The sequence below is a fragment of the Lentzea sp. DG1S-22 genome, assembly GCF_036321065.1.
In the GTDB taxonomy this organism is placed as follows: domain Bacteria; phylum Actinomycetota; class Actinomycetes; order Mycobacteriales; family Pseudonocardiaceae; genus Lentzea; species Lentzea jiangxiensis.
Window position 1 is genome coordinate 2,594,302 of the sequence record NZ_CP143276.1, and the last position, 15,255, is coordinate 2,609,556.

Annotated in this window: 18 protein-coding genes; 9 read left to right on the plus strand and 9 right to left on the minus strand. The window is 71.9% G+C overall.

Annotated features, from left to right (window positions below; genetic code table 11):
• The first annotated feature begins 1 nt into the window (after position 1).
• From V1227_RS11260 to V1227_RS11275, 4 genes are read left to right on the plus strand one after another with little or no spacing between them, the layout of a single operon-like run.
• Positions 2-757, plus strand: a complete 756-nt coding sequence (locus V1227_RS11260; protein WP_329792458.1) for a methyltransferase domain-containing protein — start codon at positions 2-4, stop codon at positions 755-757.
• Between the two features lie 3 nt (positions 758-760).
• Positions 761-1,900, plus strand: coding sequence for an acyl-CoA dehydrogenase family protein (locus tag V1227_RS11265; RefSeq protein WP_329792459.1), 1,140 nt, complete (start codon positions 761-763; stop codon positions 1,898-1,900).
• Positions 1,897-2,934: a type III polyketide synthase gene (locus V1227_RS11270; protein ID WP_329792460.1), complete on the plus strand. Its 1,038-nt coding sequence runs from the start codon at positions 1,897-1,899 to the stop codon at positions 2,932-2,934. Before V1227_RS11265 ends, V1227_RS11270 begins: the two co-directional genes overlap by 4 nt.
• Positions 2,935-2,948: 14 nt before the next feature.
• Positions 2,949-3,770 (plus strand): SDR family oxidoreductase, encoded by an 822-nt coding sequence (locus V1227_RS11275; RefSeq protein WP_329792461.1) that lies wholly within the window; start codon positions 2,949-2,951, stop codon positions 3,768-3,770.
• On the opposite strand, the gene V1227_RS11280 is transcribed toward V1227_RS11275, so the two are convergent.
• From V1227_RS11280 to V1227_RS11295, 4 genes are all read right to left on the minus strand, one after another.
• Positions 3,759-4,244 (minus strand): DUF2231 domain-containing protein, encoded by a 486-nt coding sequence (locus tag V1227_RS11280; protein ID WP_329792462.1) that lies wholly within the window; start codon positions 4,242-4,244, stop codon positions 3,759-3,761. The two genes, V1227_RS11275 and V1227_RS11280, sit on opposite strands and share 12 nt — an antisense overlap.
• 79 nt (positions 4,245-4,323) lie before the next feature.
• Positions 4,324-4,764: a DUF2243 domain-containing protein gene (locus V1227_RS11285; RefSeq protein ID WP_329792463.1), complete on the minus strand. Its 441-nt coding sequence runs from the start codon at positions 4,762-4,764 to the stop codon at positions 4,324-4,326.
• Entirely contained in the window at positions 4,761-5,981 is a 1,221-nt protein-coding gene (locus tag V1227_RS11290) for an Nramp family divalent metal transporter (RefSeq protein ID WP_329792464.1), read from the minus strand. Before V1227_RS11290 ends, V1227_RS11285 begins: the two co-directional genes overlap by 4 nt.
• 13 nt (positions 5,982-5,994) lie before the next feature.
• Complete coding sequence (locus tag V1227_RS11295) at positions 5,995-6,855, minus strand: manganese catalase family protein (protein ID WP_236219488.1); 861 nt, start codon at positions 6,853-6,855, stop codon at positions 5,995-5,997.
• A 198-nt stretch (positions 6,856-7,053) separates the two neighbouring features.
• Between V1227_RS11295 and V1227_RS11300 the strand changes: the two genes are divergently transcribed.
• A complete protein-coding gene (locus V1227_RS11300; RefSeq protein WP_329792465.1) occupies positions 7,054-7,761 on the plus strand; it encodes an AfsR/SARP family transcriptional regulator in 708 nt (235 codons plus the stop codon).
• 4 nt (positions 7,762-7,765) lie between these two features.
• Here V1227_RS11300 and V1227_RS11305 read toward each other — a convergent pair whose 3' ends face one another.
• The 3 genes from V1227_RS11305 to V1227_RS11315 all read right to left on the minus strand — a co-directional run bounded on the left by V1227_RS11305 (position 7,766) and on the right by V1227_RS11315 (position 9,484).
• Positions 7,766-8,101 carry a hypothetical protein gene (locus V1227_RS11305; RefSeq protein ID WP_329792466.1) on the minus strand — a complete coding sequence of 112 codons (336 nt, stop codon included), beginning with the start codon at positions 8,099-8,101 and terminating at the stop codon, positions 7,766-7,768.
• On the minus strand, positions 8,098-8,538 hold the full coding sequence (locus V1227_RS11310; protein WP_329792467.1) for an amidohydrolase family protein: 441 nt from the start codon (positions 8,536-8,538) through the stop codon (positions 8,098-8,100). Before V1227_RS11310 ends, V1227_RS11305 begins: the two co-directional genes overlap by 4 nt.
• Before the next feature lie 340 nt (positions 8,539-8,878).
• Complete coding sequence (locus tag V1227_RS11315; protein WP_329792468.1) at positions 8,879-9,484, minus strand: TetR/AcrR family transcriptional regulator; 606 nt, start codon at positions 9,482-9,484, stop codon at positions 8,879-8,881.
• 185 nt (positions 9,485-9,669) lie between these two features.
• Between V1227_RS11315 and V1227_RS11320 the strand changes: the two genes are divergently transcribed.
• The gene (locus tag V1227_RS11320) at positions 9,670-10,500 is read left to right on the plus strand and encodes a CPBP family intramembrane glutamic endopeptidase (protein ID WP_329792469.1); all 831 of its coding nucleotides are present in this window, start codon (positions 9,670-9,672) and stop codon (positions 10,498-10,500) included.
• Between the two features lie 133 nt (positions 10,501-10,633).
• Complete coding sequence (locus V1227_RS11325; RefSeq protein WP_329792470.1) at positions 10,634-12,562, plus strand: penicillin acylase family protein; 1,929 nt, start codon at positions 10,634-10,636, stop codon at positions 12,560-12,562.
• Positions 12,563-12,672: 110 nt separating this feature from the next.
• On the opposite strand, the gene V1227_RS11330 is transcribed toward V1227_RS11325, so the two are convergent.
• Complete coding sequence (locus V1227_RS11330) at positions 12,673-13,470, minus strand: SDR family oxidoreductase (RefSeq protein WP_329792471.1); 798 nt, start codon at positions 13,468-13,470, stop codon at positions 12,673-12,675.
• A gap of 131 nt (positions 13,471-13,601) precedes the next feature.
• Between V1227_RS11330 and V1227_RS11335 the strand changes: the two genes are divergently transcribed.
• Entirely contained in the window at positions 13,602-14,201 is a 600-nt protein-coding gene (locus V1227_RS11335) for a TetR/AcrR family transcriptional regulator (RefSeq protein WP_329792472.1), read from the plus strand.
• Between the two features lie 4 nt (positions 14,202-14,205).
• On the opposite strand, the gene V1227_RS11340 is transcribed toward V1227_RS11335, so the two are convergent.
• Complete coding sequence (locus V1227_RS11340; RefSeq protein ID WP_329792473.1) at positions 14,206-14,715, minus strand: MarR family winged helix-turn-helix transcriptional regulator; 510 nt, start codon at positions 14,713-14,715, stop codon at positions 14,206-14,208.
• 91 nt (positions 14,716-14,806) lie between these two features.
• Here V1227_RS11340 and V1227_RS11345 point away from each other — a divergent pair, with 91 nt between their 5' ends.
• Positions 14,807-15,214 (plus strand): RidA family protein, encoded by a 408-nt coding sequence (locus V1227_RS11345; RefSeq protein ID WP_329792474.1) that lies wholly within the window; start codon positions 14,807-14,809, stop codon positions 15,212-15,214.
• Positions 15,215-15,255: the final 41 nt, after the last annotated feature.

Below are 15,255 nucleotides of genomic sequence, written 5' to 3' on the forward strand. Positions count from 1 at the left end.
GATGACACGAACGCGCAAGAGCTCCTGTACGACCCACGGATCTCCACTCTGCCAGCTGCCGGCGAAGCCGCAGAACGAGCTCGAACCCAACGACCCCGAGCTGTACGAACGGCTCGCCGCGCAGTGGTGGCACCCGCGCGGCCCGTTCGTCATGCTGCACTGGCTCGCCGCCGCACGTGCCCGGCTCGTCCCCGCGCCACGGCCCGGGGCGGTCCTCGTCGACCTCGGCTGCGGCGCGGGCCTGCTCGCACCACACCTGCACGGGTACCGGCACATCGGCGTGGACCTGTCGGAGGCCAGCCTGCGCCAGGCACGCGGCATCGAGCCCGTGCTGGGGGACGTGCTCGCCGTGCCGTTGCCCGACGAGTGCGCGGACGTCGTGGTCGCGGGCGAGATCCTCGAGCACGTGCACGACCTCGCGGGTGCGGTCGCGGAGGCGTGCCGGATCCTGCGCCCCGGTGGTCTGCTGGTGCTCGACACGCTGGCGGACACCGCGGTGTGCCGCCTGGTCGCGATCGGCCTCGCGGAGCGCGTCGGTCTCGCGCCGCGCGGCGTGCACGATCCCGCGTTGCTCGTCGACCGCGCCGCCCTCGTCCGCGAATGTGCCCGCCACGGTGTACGGCTGGCGTTGCGGGGTATTCGCCCGTCACTGCTCGACCTGCTCACGTGGCCGGTGCGCCGCGGGCGTCCCGTCCGCATGGTCCCGACCGCGACCACGGCCGTGCTCTTCCAGGGTGCCGGCCGCAAGAAGGGATGAGCCTTGGACCTCCACTCGCTGGCCGAACGCATGTCCGGCCGGGCGGCGCGCTACGACGCCGCCGGCGCCTTCCCCGAGGAGGACTTCGACGACCTGCGCGAGGCCGGACTGCTCGGCCTGATGGCACCGCCGCACCTGGGTGGCGCCGGTGCGACGTTCGCCGAGTACACCGACGTGGCGATGCGGCTCGGCAGCGGGGCGGGTGCGACCGCGCTGATCTTCAACATGCACGCCTCCGTCACGGGCGCGCTCGCTTCCACACCGGACGAGCTGGTGCGCCAGTTCGGCGGCACGGAGAGCTTCTTCGCCTTCCGCGACCGCGTCCTCAAGGCCGCGGCGGAGGGCGCCCTGTACGCGGTGGCGATGAGCGAGCCCGGCATCGGCTCCCGGCTGTCGCAGGTGCGCACCTCCTACGAGCGGACGGGTTCCGGTTTCCGCATCGACGGCGCCAAGACGTTCGTCTCGGGCGCGGGCCACGCGGACGCGTACCTCGTCGCCGCCAGGGACAGGCACTCCGACGAGCCGCGGATCTCGTACTTCCTCGTTCCGGCCGGTCCCGGCGTGGAGGTGCGGCCGGTCTGGGACTCGCTCGGCATGCGCGCCACGGCCAGCCACGACCTGCACCTGGGCGTCGAGGTCGGCGAGGACGCCCTCGTCGGCGGGATCGAGGGCGCCGCGCTGCTGCTGGCGCAGGTGATGCCCCAGTGGCTCGTCGCCTCCTACGCCGCCGTCTACGTCGGTGTCGCTCAGGCCGTGCTGCGGCACGGAGCGGAGCACCTGCGTGAACGCGGGCTGCACACGCTTCCGATGGTCCGCGCTCGCCTCGGGCGCGCCGACGTGCAGGTGGCCGCGGCGGAGCTCGTCGTCAGGAAGGCCGCCGCGCTCGTCACCGACGACCCCGGCAGCCCCGAGACGAACCGCTGGGTGTGGCGGGCGAAGCTGATCGCCGGGGACACGGCCGCCCAGGTCGCGTTCTCGGTGCTGGAGGCGGCGGGCGCCTCGGCGACCCGCCGGGGCCATCCGCTGGAACGGCTCTACCGCGACGCCCGGTGCGGCGCGCTGCAACCGGCCACGTCGGACGTGTGCGCGGACTGGCTCGGCGCCAGTGCCCTGGGCGAGAACCCCGACGAGGCGCGCTGGTGACCGCGCACATCGCCGCGATCGCCACCGCACTGCCCCGGGCGGTCGAGCAGAACACCCTGTGGGACGAGCACTTCCGTCCGCTGCTGGGAGGCAGCAGAGCCGCGGAGCGGATCTTCGCGGCGGTGGGCGTGCGGCGCCGGCACGCCGTCGTCAGCCCGCTGGACCTCGACCTGTCCGAGTCCACGACCGGTGAGCGGATGCGGCTCTACAACGAGTACGCGCGGCCGTTGGGGCACGAGGCCGTCTCCGCCGCTCTCGCGTCCGCCGACCTCGACCCCGCCGACATCGGTCAGCTGACCGTCGTGTCGTGCACCGGTTACACCGCGCCGGGACTCGACGTGCAGCTGGCGTCGTCGCTGGAACTGGCCGATGACGCGCAACGGCTGATGGTCGGCCACATGGGCTGTTACGCGGCCCTGCCCGCGATGGCGGCCGTCACCGACTACGTGACCGCTCACCACCGCCCGGCCGTGCTGCTGTGCGTGGAGCTGACCTCCCTGCACGTCCAGCCGTCCACCGCGGACATGGGTCAGATCGTGTCGCACGCGCTGTTCGGTGACGCGGCCACGGCGGTGGTGCTGCGACCGCAGGAGTCCGGGCTGGAGGTCGTCGCCACCGGCGCGGTCACCGATCCGGCCACGGCGGACCACATGACGTGGGCCGTCACCGACCACGGCTTCCGGATGACGCTGTCCCCGCACGTGCCCGAGGTGCTCGGCAAACACGTGAAGCGAGCCGTCGAACGCCTGCTGGACGACCACGGTCTCACCGTGCCCGACGTGCGGGGCTGGGCCGTGCACCCCGGTGGCCCGCGCATCCTCGACACCGTCGAGCACGAGCTCGGCCTGGCGCCGGAAGCGCTCGAACCGTCGCGGCACGTGCTGCGCGAGCACGGGAACTGTTCATCGGCAACGGTGTTGATGGTCCTCGACGAACTGCTCCGCGGCGGTGCGACGCGGCCGGGTGATCCCGTGGTGGCGATGGCGTTCGGTCCCGGACTGACTCTCTACATCACGCTATTGCGCGCGAGGTGAACATCATGCGATCCGTGCAAGACAAAGTCGTTCTCGTCACCGGAGGTTCAGCCGGCATCGGGCGCGTCACCGCGCGGCGGCTCGTCCGCGGTGGGGCGCGGGTCGCGATCTGCGGCCGTGACCAGGACCGGCTCGACGCGGCCCTCGCCGAGCTGCCCGGAGCGTGGGGAATCCGGTGTGACGTCACCGATCCGGCCGATCGCGAGCTGCTCGTGAACGCCGTGGTGGAACGCTTCGGCCGCATCGACGCGTTGGTGAACAACGCCGGGCAAGGCCGCGTCGACAAGCTCGCCGCCCTGAGCGGCGAGCAGGTGCGCAGCCTCGTGGAGGTCAACTTCACCGCGGTCGCCGAGATGACCCGGCTCGTGCTGCCGCTGTTCGGGAACCGCGGCGGGGACGTGGTGATGATGTCGTCCATCGGCGCGTGGGCACCGATACCGCCGTTGTCGCTCTACTCGGCCACCAAGGCGGGCGTCCTGGGACTGGCCGTGGGGCTGCGCCGGGAGGTGCCGCGCGGGGTCCGGGTGCACGCCGTCTGCCCCGGTCCGATCTCCACGGAGTGGCTCACGCGCGACATCGACGGCAGGCCGAGCGAGCGGGAGGCACCGCACCGCCTGTCGGCGGGCTCCGATCCGGAACGCGTCGCCCGCGCGGTCGAGAAGTGCCTGACCGCGCGGACGTCCCGCACCCTCGCCGTGCCGCGCTGGTGGGCGATCGCGCGACTCGCCGCGTTCACGCCGGTCAGCCGGGTGCTCGACGTCGTGGTCGCTCCCGCGTCGACGGCGATCGTCCGGCTGGCCCGGCGCTACGGCGAACGGCTCGGCTCATCGTCGTGACGGCGCCAGCGAGCTCGGCGCGTCGGGGTGCGCCTCCTCCTCCACGCTGATGCCGAGCCTCTCGACCAGCTCACCGCCCAGCCAGCCGCCGAGCCCGCCCGCGAGCAGGCCTGCCCAGCCGGCGATGATCGCGGGCCACGTCGGCGTCCAGTCCGCCTCGGCCAGGCGCAGCAACCAGCTGATCGCGAACACCAGGAGCACACCGGCGTTCACGAGGCCGTGCAGCAGGCCGACGCGGCGGGCGCGCGTGCCGCGCGGGACGACGAGGAACCAGTCCAGCCACCCGGTCGCCGAGGTGACGAGGCCCAGGAGCACGCCGGCGGCGATGAGGTGGGCCGCCGTGAACGCGAAGCTCGCCCGGTCGGTCAGCAGGTGCAGCACGTCGAAGCCGACCGCCGTGGTCAGCAGGCCGAGCGGAAACACGATGAGGATCGGGTGGACGGCGTGGCCCGCTGCTCGGACACGACTGCGCATGAGGTGTTCCTTTCCGGAGAACGGCTCTGCTCCCGCGTACCCGGAAGCAGAGCGAATACCCCTGCGACCCGTCCCGAAGTCAGGCGCGCTCGCGCACGGCCGGCTGTGACCGCCTGCTCATCAGGACGCCCGCCACGACGAGCACGGCTCCCACCACGAGGAATGCGATGTCGTAGAGCAGCTCGCCACGCCCGTGCCGGACGTGGTGGATACCCGGCATGAGGTGGTCGACGACGCCCTCGACGAGGGTGAACACGCCCCAGCCGGTGACGATCCCGCCCGCCAGCACGGGGTTCGGCAACGGCTGCCGCTGGTTGAGCAGGGCGGTGCCCCAGAGCACCAGCAGCAGGCAGAGCAGGTGGAACAGGCCGTCACCGACCATCACCAGGTGGACGTCGTCGAGCGGGTACCACCCCGACAGCACGTGGCGCCAGCCGAGCAGCTGGTGGATCACGATGCCGTTGATGAACCCGCCGATCCCCAGGCCCAGCACGAGGGCCGCCCGGTCCACGTACCTCATCCCGTCACCGTCCTCACGAGCAGGAAGAGGTTCAGCGCGGAGATCACGAGAGCCGCCGCCGCGCCGGCCGCCGTGACGCCCCTGCGGTTGGCGGCGGCGCCCATGACGTCCTTGCGCCTGGTCAGCAGCACCAGGGGGACCAACGCGAACGGGATGCCGAACGACAGGACGACCTGGCTCAGCACCAGCGCTTTCGTGGGGTCGACGCCGAACGACAGCACGGCGAGCGCCGGTGCCATGGTCACCGCACGGCGCAGCCACAGCGGGATCCGCCGGCGCAGGTACCCCTCCATGATCACCTGACCGGAGTAGGTGCCCACGCTCGACGCCGCGAGCCCGGACGCGAGCAGTGCCAGCGCGAACGCCAGCGCCGCACCGGGGCCGAGCAGCTGGCCGAGGCCGGAGTGCATGTCCTCCAGCGACTCGCGCGGCGCACCGGCCTGGTGGAACGCGCCGGCCGCCACGACGAGCATGCTGACGTTCACCATCCCGGCGATGCCCAGCGCCACCACGATGTCGGTGCGGCTGGCCCTCAACGCACCGCGCTGCCGGTCGGGCGACGGGCTGTGGTGGCGCTGGGTGAGCGCCGAGTGCAGGTAGATCACGTGCGGCATGACGGTGGCACCGAGCATGCCGGTGGCGAGCAGCACGCTGTCCACCCCGGCGAACCCCGGCACCAGACCGGCGGCGGCACCGGTCAGCGGGCCGAGGTGCAGGGTCTGGTAGAGGAACCCGCCGAGCACGACGGCGAGCAGTCCGATGATCACGGACTCGAACCTCCGCCTGCGCAGCGGCGCCAGCGCGAGGATGCCGAACGACACCACCGCGGTGATCAGGGCCGCCGGCAGCAGCGGCACGCCGAACAGCAGGTTCAGCGCCACCGCCGCTCCGACGAACTCCGCCAGGTCGGTGGCCATGGCCACCAGCTCCGCCTGCACCCACAACGCCTTGGTGACGGGCCGCGGGTAGTGCTCGCGGCACAGCTCCGGCAGGTTGCGGCCGGTCACGATGCCCAGCTTCGCCGACTGGTACTGGATGAACATCGCCAGCGCGCTGGCGCTGACGATCACCCACAACAACAGGTATCCGTGCGTCGCGCCGCCCGCCATGTTCGTCGCGAAGTTGCCGGGGTCGACGTAGGCGACCGCGACGACGAAGGCGGGTCCCATGACGACGGCGGCCGATCGGATGCGAGCTGGCACCGTGATGCCGACCATCGGGTGGTCCTCCTCAGGTGAGCTTGCGGATGGCCTTCTCGATCAGCCCGAGGTTGGCCGGGCTGGTCGCGTAGAGCAGCGGGTCCGGCTTGGGCGCGGACGCGGGGCCGCCCAGGGGCTCCGGGTTCATCACGTAGGAGAACTCGTGCGCGCCGTCGGGCGCGGTGCCCGAGGCCCAGCCGCCCTCGGCGCCCAGCGCGCCGTCGGAGTTGTGCCAGATCGTGCCCGCGTGCTCGGCGTGCTCCTCGTCGAACAGCGCGCTCGGCGAGATCGGGCCCTCGAGGCCGTCCTCCTGCAGCTCCTCGATCGCGGCGAGCCACATGTTCTGGTGGGCGGTGTCGCGGGCGAGGTTGAACTTGAGCATGTCCCGCACGCCGCTGTCGTCGGTCATGTTGTAGAGCCGCGCGGTCTGCAGCCGGCCCTGCGCCTCCGCGGCGACGTTCGCGCGGAAGTCGGCCATGAGGTTGCCGCTCGCGACGATGTAGCGACCGTTCCACGGCACGCCGTTGGAATCGGACAGCGTGGGCCCGCCGCCGCTCACGATGGCCTGCTGCGGGTCCATCCCGCCGAGCACCGCCGCCATGACCGGGTCCTTCACCGCCTCGTCGGTCGCCTCCGCCGGAGCGTTCTCCAGCAGGCGCGCGACCATCGTGGCGAGCATCTCGACGTGGCCGATCTCCTCGGTCGCCACGTCCATGATCAGGTCCTTGTACTTGCCCTCCATCCGGCAGTTCCAGCCCTGGAAGAGGTACTGCATCGTCACCGTCATCTCGCCGTACGCGCCGCCGATCAGCTCCTGGAGCTTGCGGGCGTAGTGCGCGTCGGGACGGTCGGGCTTCGCTTCGAACTGCAACCTGCTGGTGTGCAGAAACATCTCGCCTCCCGTGGGGTGTGACTCCACGGCGAAAGCTAGGCGGCACTCGTGACGCGCACGGCTCCGCGCCGACACCCGCACGGCACGGCCGCGTCACCGCTGCTGGTCAGGAAGGAGCAATTTGGTCCGGCGGTGTGTGACACCGCAACCTCCGGGCACCCGGCGACCCTGAAAGCGAGAGAGGAGTGGTCCGGCGACATGACAGAGCTGACCCGTGCCCCTGATCCCCGGCCGCACATCCAGCTGCTCGACGGGTTCCGGCTGGCGTTCGGCCCGGCGCCGGTCCACGTCGTGCCCGGCGCGCAGAGACTCCTGGCCCTGCTCGCGCTGCGCGAGGGTCCCGTGCCGAGGGGCATCGCCGCCGCCCTGCTCTGGCCGGAGGCCACCGCTCGGCGTGCGGCGGCGTGCCTGCGGTCGTCGCTGTGGCGGCTGGGAAAACCCATTCCGCTGGTCACGGCGGTGGACGACGCGCTGACCCTGGCCACCGGGGTCGACGTCGACTTCCGCCACGCCTGCGCCCTCACCGCCGAACCGGGCGCGACCCCCGGGGCGGTCGCCGTGCTGAAGGCCGACCTGCTGCCCGGGTGGGACCAGCCGTGGGTGCAGACCGAACGGGACTGGTGGGGAGAGGCACGGCTGCGCGCGCTGGAGGTGCTGAGCGAGAGGTTCCGGTCGCACGGCGACCACCACCACGCACACCAGGCGGCGCTGGCCGCCGTCCAGACCGACCCGCTGCGGGAAAGCGCTCACCGCACGCTCGTCGAGCTGCACCTCGCGGACGGCAACCCCGCCCAGGCCGTGCGGCAGTACCAGAACTACCGGGCCTTGCTGCGCGCGGAACTGGGACTGGAGCCCTCAGCGCAGATCCACGACCTCATGCGGCCGCTGCTGCGCAGCACCGGTTAGCGCGTCAGCCGTTGTCGGGTCCCAGCGCGACGGCCAGCCCGCGCACCGCGAGCACCGTCGACTCCGGACTCTCCGGCAGCACGAAGTCGACGTCGACCGGTTCCCCGTCCCAGGACACCGGTTCCCGTGCCTCCAGGTGGACCTCACCGCCCGGCTGGGTGACGGTCGCGGTGCCCTGCTCCAGCACGACGGTCCCGCCGTCCTCGGGGCCTCCCGCGTCCGGCAGCTCGGCGACCAACCGGATCGCCTCACCGTCGCACTCCCCGGTGAAGTCGAGCACCATCGTCTTGGAGCGCAGCGTCACCTCGACGTCCCGGGCGTGACAGCGAGTCGTGGTCATGCAAGACCTCTACCCCCGGTCGACCGGCTGAAAACATCGGTTGCGGCTCGCGGGACACTGGGCTCGACCGCTGATTCGTCAACGTGCGACCAGAGCTGGACGCGCTCTCCGGCGATCCAGACGCCTTTGACGTTCCGCGTGGCGGCGACATCGGTCGTCGGGTCGCCGTCGACGAGGACCAGGTCCGCGCACTTCCCCTCCGCGATCACGCCGCGGTCGTCGAGGCCGAAGACCTGCGCGGGCAACGACGTGGCACCCGCCAGTGCCTCGAGCGGGGTCAGTCCGGCGACGACGAGCAGTGCGAGCTCGTGGTGCAGCGACTCGCCGTGCTCCGGGGCGAACGGTGCTCCGGGCGCCGAGTTCGCGTCCGTCCCGGCCAGCACCCGGACGCCCGCGTCGCGGAGCGCCGTCACCGACACCATCCCGATCTCCCGCATCCTCGCGATGGTGCCCTCGTCGAGGACGGCGTCGAGCGGCGCGGGGGCCGTCTACGCTGGGGGCCGTCGGCCATGGTGTTGCGGACATGCAAGGCGCTGGCTCGACACGCCCGGACACGACGGCTGTGTTCGCCACTGCGGACATCCTCACAACGACATCATCCAAGGCATCTTCGAGGCCGGGATGGACGTCCGAGGCCAGGTGTCCGTGGTGAGTTCCGACGATCCGACATCAACGCCCACATCACGCCGAAGCTGACCACCGCCCAGAACATCGTCGGCGAGCTCACGCAAGCCGCCGACCGGCCGGTGACCCGCACCTCGTCGGCGAACGGCCTCGCTACTCGCCCGCGGAAGGCGCGTCCCGGAAGACGACGGACAGCGCGTCGTCGAGGACACCCTGCTCCTCATCGCCGCTCGGCCGCGCGACGGGCACGATCCGCGAGAGCGCCAAGCCTTCCACGACGGTGAGCAGGAAGCGGGCCCGTTGGCGCAGGCCGTCGCCGGGAATGGCGCCCTGGTCCGCGAGAACGCCGAGCCAGCCGGCGATCGCGTCGAGCGTCCTGACCGTGTAGGCGCCCCACGTGTTGCGCGCCTCGGCGGTGCTGCCGGACCCGAACGTCGTGCTCAGGACCGTCAGCATGCGGTCGGCGGCGGCCCTGCTCATCGGCTGGGGCGGCGGCAGCAGCTGCACCAGGCACTCGCGGAGCCTGGTCGCGGCGGGCACGGAGGTGTCGTGGATCCGCAGGTCCGGCGGGAGGTCGTCGAGGGCGGTCGCGAAGATCGCCTCGTGCAACGCCTGCTGCGTCGGGAAGTAGTGGCGCAGGGTGCTCGCGCCGATGCCCGCCCGTTCAGCGACCGCCCGGACCGCGAGGGTCGATTCCGGGTCCTCGGCCAGGATCGCTCGTGCCGCGTCCACGATCTGCTGCCGCCGCGAAGCGCCCATCGCTCTCCTCGGACTCCTTCCGGTGCTGGTGCCGATGGCGAGAAGTCGACCACGGGGCGCGACGGATCCTACCTCGGGCGAGGGTCCAGGTTGCCGTTAGCACATTGTGCTAGTACGTTGTACTAGTGCGTCGGCGGACGTGCCGCCGTCCGGCCGGACGGCCGTGGCGAAAGGAAGCTCCGCTCATGTCCACATCGAACGGTGACCTCGTGCGAACACGGGTCGCCGCCTCGGAACCCCGGCCCCCGCGCCGCCTGAGGACCTGGCAGTTCCTCGTGGTGGTCGCGGTCTACCTGGCCGTCGTGCAGGGCGTCAGCGCGTTGCTGGCGGCTGGGCAGGACATCGCCTACGCCGCGCCGACGTCGATCGACTACCTGGTTCGCGTGGTCGTCGTCCCGGTCGGCCTCGCGATCGCCTTCACGCTCGGCGTGGCGGCCCGGCTCGGCGCCTGGCAGGAGGTGTTCGTCAGCGACAGGCCGGTGCGGCGCTGGCTGGTCGTCGTGCCGGTGGCGCTCCTCGTCACGGTCGTGGTGATCACCAACTACCCGGGACTCGCCTCGCACGGCCCCGCGTTCGCGCTTCTCCTGCTGGTCGCGACGCTCATGGTCGGCTTCGGCGAGGAGTTGCTGTTCCGCGGGATCGGCGTCGTGGCCTTCCGCCGCAACGGGTACAGCGAGTTCCGGGTCGGCCTGTGGACCACGCTGCTGTTCGGGGCGGCGCACGGCACCAACATCGTCACCAGCGGCCCGAAGGCGCTGGTCCAGGTCGTGCTCACGAGCGCCACCGGCCTCGTGTTCTACCTGGTCCTCCGCAGCACCGGAGCCCTGGTGGCGGCGATGGCCGCCCACGGCCTGTGGGACTTCTCCGTGCTGAGCGGCCAGGTGAACCCCGGCGAACCGTGGCCGCTGGTCAACCTCGCGGGCGTCGTCCTCGCCGTCCTGCTCCTGCTCGTCCTCGTGTTCCGCCGCCGCATCACCCCCGCCCCGACCGACCAGCAGAAGGACGGTGAGCGATGACCGACGACAAGGCGTTCTCCCGCAGGGCCGTGCTGCGCGCCGTCGCAGGGGCGGCCGGTGTCGCGCGGCCTCCGCGGTGGGTGGCTCGGCCTTCGCCGGGCAGCAGTGGCAGGTGCGGCGCGGAAGCGGGCGGGTGGGGATCACCTGGGACGAGTGGGCCGTCCCCACCATCACGGCGAAGGACGAGTTCGGCGTCACCTGCGGCGTCGGCTACGCCCAGGCCAGGGCCAACGCCCGCGAGGTCCTGGACGTCTACGGACGTGCCCGCGGAGCGGCCGCCGCGCTCTGGGGACCGGACTACCTCGCCGACGACACGTTCACCGTCCGATTGGGGCTCAAGACCAGGACGGACGTCTGGCTGCGAGCCCAGAAACCGCAGACACTCGCCAGGATCAGGGCCTTCTGCGACGGCTTCAACGCGGCGTGCGCCGAGAACACCGCGCTCGGCGGCGACCGCCGCGAGGTCCTGCCAGTCACCCCGAGGGACGTCATCGGGCACATGGTGCGGGTCTTCACGCGGTTCACGACGATGGACGGCAAGGGCCTCGCGTTCCCGCCGGAGCAGTTCACGAACTCGGTGGGCTCGAACGGGTGGGCCGTCTCCGGCCGCCGGTCCTCCACCGGGCACGCGGTGCTGGTCATCAACCCCCACCTGGTGTGGCGCGGCTACCAGCGGTTCTTCGAGATGCGCACCCACCACCCCGGCCGCGACTTCCACGGCGCCGCGCTGCTCGGGCTGCCCTGGCAGAACATGGGCTACAGCCCGGCCGTCGGCTGGGGGCACACCGTCAACCCCGTCCCGAACATGACGGTCTACGACCTGGGGCTCTCCGGCACCCGGTACGTCCACGACGGACGGCAGCACGAGCTGGAGGTCGTCGAGCACCGCGTCGAGGTCAAGGGCGCGGCGCCCGTCACGGTCCTGCAGCGGACCAGCGTCCACGGCCCGGTCGTCACCGCGCCCGACGGCACCGACGTCGCCGTCCGCGTCGCCGGCGTGCTGCACCACCCCGCCACCTCCGCCCTCGAAGGCTGGTGGCGCCTCTCGCACGCCAGGAGCGTGCAGGAGCTGTTCAAAATCCACGACAGGATGCCGCTCCCGCTCTTCAACATGATCGCGGCCGACGCGCGCGGCTCGATCGGCGCGCTCTACTGCGGCACTCCCCCGGTGCTGCACGACTACGCCGACAGTCAGCGCCGGCTTCCCGGGGACGACCCGAAGTGGTTGTGGGACAGGGTGCACCCGGCGTCGCGGATGCCCAGGGTGGTCAACCCCGCCTCCGGGTGGGTGCAGAACTGCAACGAGACCCCGTGGTTCTACACCGAGCCGCCGCTGCCGCCGGAGAACTGGCCGCCGGGCATCGCCCCCGGCGTGCACCAGGTCGACGACTTCCGGCCGATCACCTCCCGGACGTGGCTGAAGGCCCAGGACAGGATCACCCCGGAGGAACTGCTCGGCCTGAAGTTCAGCAAACGCGCCACGCTCGCGGACGTCGTCCTCGACGACCTCCTGGCGGCCGCCGCGGCACAGCCGGACCTGCGGGACGCCGTCCGGGTGCTGACCGCCTGGGACCGCCGCGCCGACAGCGGCAGCAAGGGCTACGTGCTCTTCTACCTGTGGAGCATCCTGAACATCACCGGTATCGGCGACAAGACGCTGTTCCGGCACGTCGGCGAGCCGGGCACCGTCCCGGCAGGACTGGCCGACCCCGCCGCCGGGGTCGCGACCCTGCGCGCGGCCAAGGCGGCGCTGCTCGGCACCGGGGCCGCGCTCGACGCGTCCATCGGCCAGGTCGCCTCCCTCGGCGACGGACCGGGGGCGATCCCGGCCGACGGCGGTTCCGGCGTCGTGGGCGTGCTCAAGTCGTTCGAGGTGCTGCCCGCGGCCACCGGGTTCAGGAAGGTGCTCGGTGACACCTGGGTGTCGCTCGTCCAGTTCCGCCCCGGCGGCAGGACCAGTGCGCAGAGCGTCCTGGTCTACGGCAACACCACCGAACCGGGTGCGCCGGCGTCGAAGTCGCAGTACGCCGTGTGGGCGGCCGATCGGCTGCGCACACCGTGACCGCCGCCCCGGCCGGACGTGGTCGCGCACGTCCGGCCGGGGCGGCGCGAACGCGGACCGCACCGCCCCGTGGCCCGGCGCTGTCCGGGTGAACGCCTCGCCGCCGCAGGTCAGGCCACCTTGGTGGAGCCCGCGTCGACCGCCCACGTCGAGCCGATGACGCTCGGCATCGTCGGCGACGCCAGCAGCAGCACCGCGCGCGCGATCTCCTCCGGCTCGATCATCCGGCCGGTCAGCATGCCCAGCTCCTTCGGCAACCCGGACAGCAGCGTGGCGTGCTCGACGCCGAAAGCGCCCGCCACCCGGGAGAGGTAGCCGCCGTCCCCCGCGATGCTGAAGGTGCGGGTGAGCGACGGCGAGACGGCGTTGACCCGCACGCCCTCCGGCCCGACGCGCTCGGCGAGTGCCCTGGTGAACAGGTTCAGCGCCGCCTTGGCCGCCGCGTAGGGCAGCGGGGTGGCGCCGGGCGCGCCGATGCGGCGGGCGGTGTCGGAGCCGATGTTGACGACAGCGCCCTTCGCCTCCAGCAGCGCCGGGAGCGCGGCCCTGGTGACGCGCACCGCGGAGTGCAGGTTCATCTCGAACACGTCCCGCCAGATCTCGTCGCCGCCGTCGAGGACGTTGCCGAGCGACCCCGCCGGCAGCGTGCCGCCGCCCGCGTTGTTGACCAGCACGTCGAGGCCCTGACCGGTGGCCAGCACGGCGTCGACCACGTGCTGCGGCCCGTCGGGGGTGGAGAGGTCGGCCGCCGCGAAGCTCGCGCCGGTCGCCTCCAGTTCGGGCGTGGTGCGCCGCGAGACGGCCGTGACGTGCGCGCCCTCCTCGAGGAACGCCTGCACGATCGCCAAGCCGATGCCCTTGCTGGCGCCCGTGACGAGAACGCGCTTGCCGGCGAGCTTCAGATCCATGGTGAACAACTCCTGCGGTCGGAAGGGTGACACCACAAATGCAACATAAGAGTCTCACTTCTGTCAACAAGTGAGACTTTGATGTCGCATTTACGCTGATCGTTACTCTTGGTCGTCACCCTGGAGGTCAGATGAGCGCGTCCACCCCGCCCCGCCCCGTCCGCGCGGACGCCGAGCGCAACGTGACCCGCATCCTCGAGGCCGCCAAGGTCGTGCTGGCCGACGACCCGACCGCGTCGCTGGAACGGATCGCCGACGAGGCCGGGCTCGCGCGCGCGACGGTGCACCGCCGCTTCGCGTGCCGCAAAGCCCTGCTGGACGCCCTGTTCGCGCAGCTGAACGAGCAGTACCTGCACGCGCTGGACGAGGCGAAGGTCGAGACCGCTCCCCCGCTCGTGGCCCTGCACCGCGTCACCGAGCTGGTCATCGGGATCAAGTTCAGCCACCGCCTGGCGGTCGACGCCGTCAGCCGAGTCCACAACGGACATTCGTTCCTCGGCGACGAGGTGGTGGAGCGGGCGGAGCTGCTGTTCTCCCGCCTGCACGCCGCCGGCGCGATCACGGCGGCGTCACCGTCCTGGTGCCTGCGCCTCTACCTGGCGGTTCTGGACGTCGTGCACCAGCTCCCGGCCGGGGCACCCGAGCTCGGCGAGGGCGACGACGCCGCGGCGCGCACCCACCTCCAGGTCTCCACGGTCCTCGGCGCGCTCGGCGGAGGCGGTCCTCAGTAGACGGTCAATGCGCCTCGCGGCCGTAGTCCGACGGACGCGTGCGCAGTTTCGCGGCGATGCGCGCCAACGCCTGCCGATCAGACTTGTTCAACGGGTCCAGCACGTGTTCCCGCACCGCGCGCAGGTGCACCGGCGCCGCGGCCACGACGAGCTCGTAGCCGTCGTCCGTCAGCGAGGCGAGCGTGTAGCGGCCGTCCGCCGGGTCGGGTGAGCGCGTCACCCAGCCGCGCTGCTCGAGGCGCTTGACGACGTTCGACAGCCGGGACAGCGAGCCGTTGGTCAGGTACGCCAGCTCGCTCATGCGGATCGCCCGGCCCGGCGCCTCCGAGATCTGGCTCAGCGTCATGTACTCGAAGAGCGTCAGGCCGTGCTCCTGGTGCAGCGGCGCCTCGAGACGGCCCGGCATCAGCAGCGCGAGCGAGATGAGCCCGGTCCACGCCTCCTTCTCGGCGGCGTCGAGCCAGCGCGGCTCCTCCGGAGCGCCTGGGTCGGATGCGGGGTCCACTGCTGCCACACGGACACCCTACCGGGACCGGCTTGACTTCACGCTTGAAGTGAGCGCATAGTGGAATTACTTCAAGCGTGAAGTCATTGAGGAGTGAGTGATGACGGTTTCCCTGATCAACCCCGACGGTCACGTCCAGGTGCCGCTCTACCACCACGTGGCCGTGGCCACCGGCAGCAGGCAGGTCCACGTGGCGGGGCAGGTCTCCTGGAACGAGAACGGCGAGCTGGTCGCCCCCGGCGACCTGACCGGGCAGGTGGTGCAGGTCTACCGGAACGTGGCCAAGGCGCTCGCGGCCGCCGGGGCGACGTTCGACGACGTCGTCCGCGTGACCTGGTACGCGGCGGGCTGGAAGCGCGAGATGTACGACGCGTTCGTCGCGGGCGTCGAGCAGGCGACGGAGGAGCTGGGCATCACCGCGACCCCGCCCGCCGCGCTGATCGGCGTCGAGGTCCTGTTCGAGCCCGGCATCCTGGTCGAGGCCGAGGTCACCGCCGTCGTCGCCTGATCACCGGCGCCTGACGTCCCCGGCGTTCGCGCCCCACCTGC

Coding starts and splice junctions, on each gene's coding strand:
- V1227_RS11285 (WP_329792463.1), bottom strand. CDS start 4,764: ATGAGGTACGTGGACCGGGCGGCCCTCGTGCTGGGCCTGGGGATCGGC.
- V1227_RS11335 (WP_329792472.1), top strand. CDS start 13,602: ATGAGCGCGTCCACCCCGCCCCGCCCCGTCCGCGCGGACGCCGAGCGC.
- V1227_RS11310 (WP_329792467.1), bottom strand. CDS start 8,538: ATGCGGGAGATCGGGATGGTGTCGGTGACGGCGCTCCGCGACGCGGGC.
- V1227_RS11295 (WP_236219488.1), bottom strand. CDS start 6,855: ATGTTTCTGCACACCAGCAGGTTGCAGTTCGAAGCGAAGCCCGACCGT.
- V1227_RS11280 (WP_329792462.1), bottom strand. CDS start 4,244: ATGCGCAGTCGTGTCCGAGCAGCGGGCCACGCCGTCCACCCGATCCTC.
- V1227_RS11330 (WP_329792471.1), bottom strand. CDS start 13,470: ATGGATCTGAAGCTCGCCGGCAAGCGCGTTCTCGTCACGGGCGCCAGC.
- V1227_RS11305 (WP_329792466.1), bottom strand. CDS start 8,101: ATGACCACGACTCGCTGTCACGCCCGGGACGTCGAGGTGACGCTGCGC.
- V1227_RS11300 (WP_329792465.1), top strand. CDS start 7,054: ATGACAGAGCTGACCCGTGCCCCTGATCCCCGGCCGCACATCCAGCTG.
- V1227_RS11260 (WP_329792458.1), top strand. CDS start 2: ATGACACGAACGCGCAAGAGCTCCTGTACGACCCACGGATCTCCACTC.
- V1227_RS11290 (WP_329792464.1), bottom strand. CDS start 5,981: ATGGTCGGCATCACGGTGCCAGCTCGCATCCGATCGGCCGCCGTCGTC.
- V1227_RS11320 (WP_329792469.1), top strand. CDS start 9,670: ATGTCCACATCGAACGGTGACCTCGTGCGAACACGGGTCGCCGCCTCG.
- V1227_RS11345 (WP_329792474.1), top strand. CDS start 14,807: ATGACGGTTTCCCTGATCAACCCCGACGGTCACGTCCAGGTGCCGCTC.
- V1227_RS11315 (WP_329792468.1), bottom strand. CDS start 9,484: ATGGGCGCTTCGCGGCGGCAGCAGATCGTGGACGCGGCACGAGCGATC.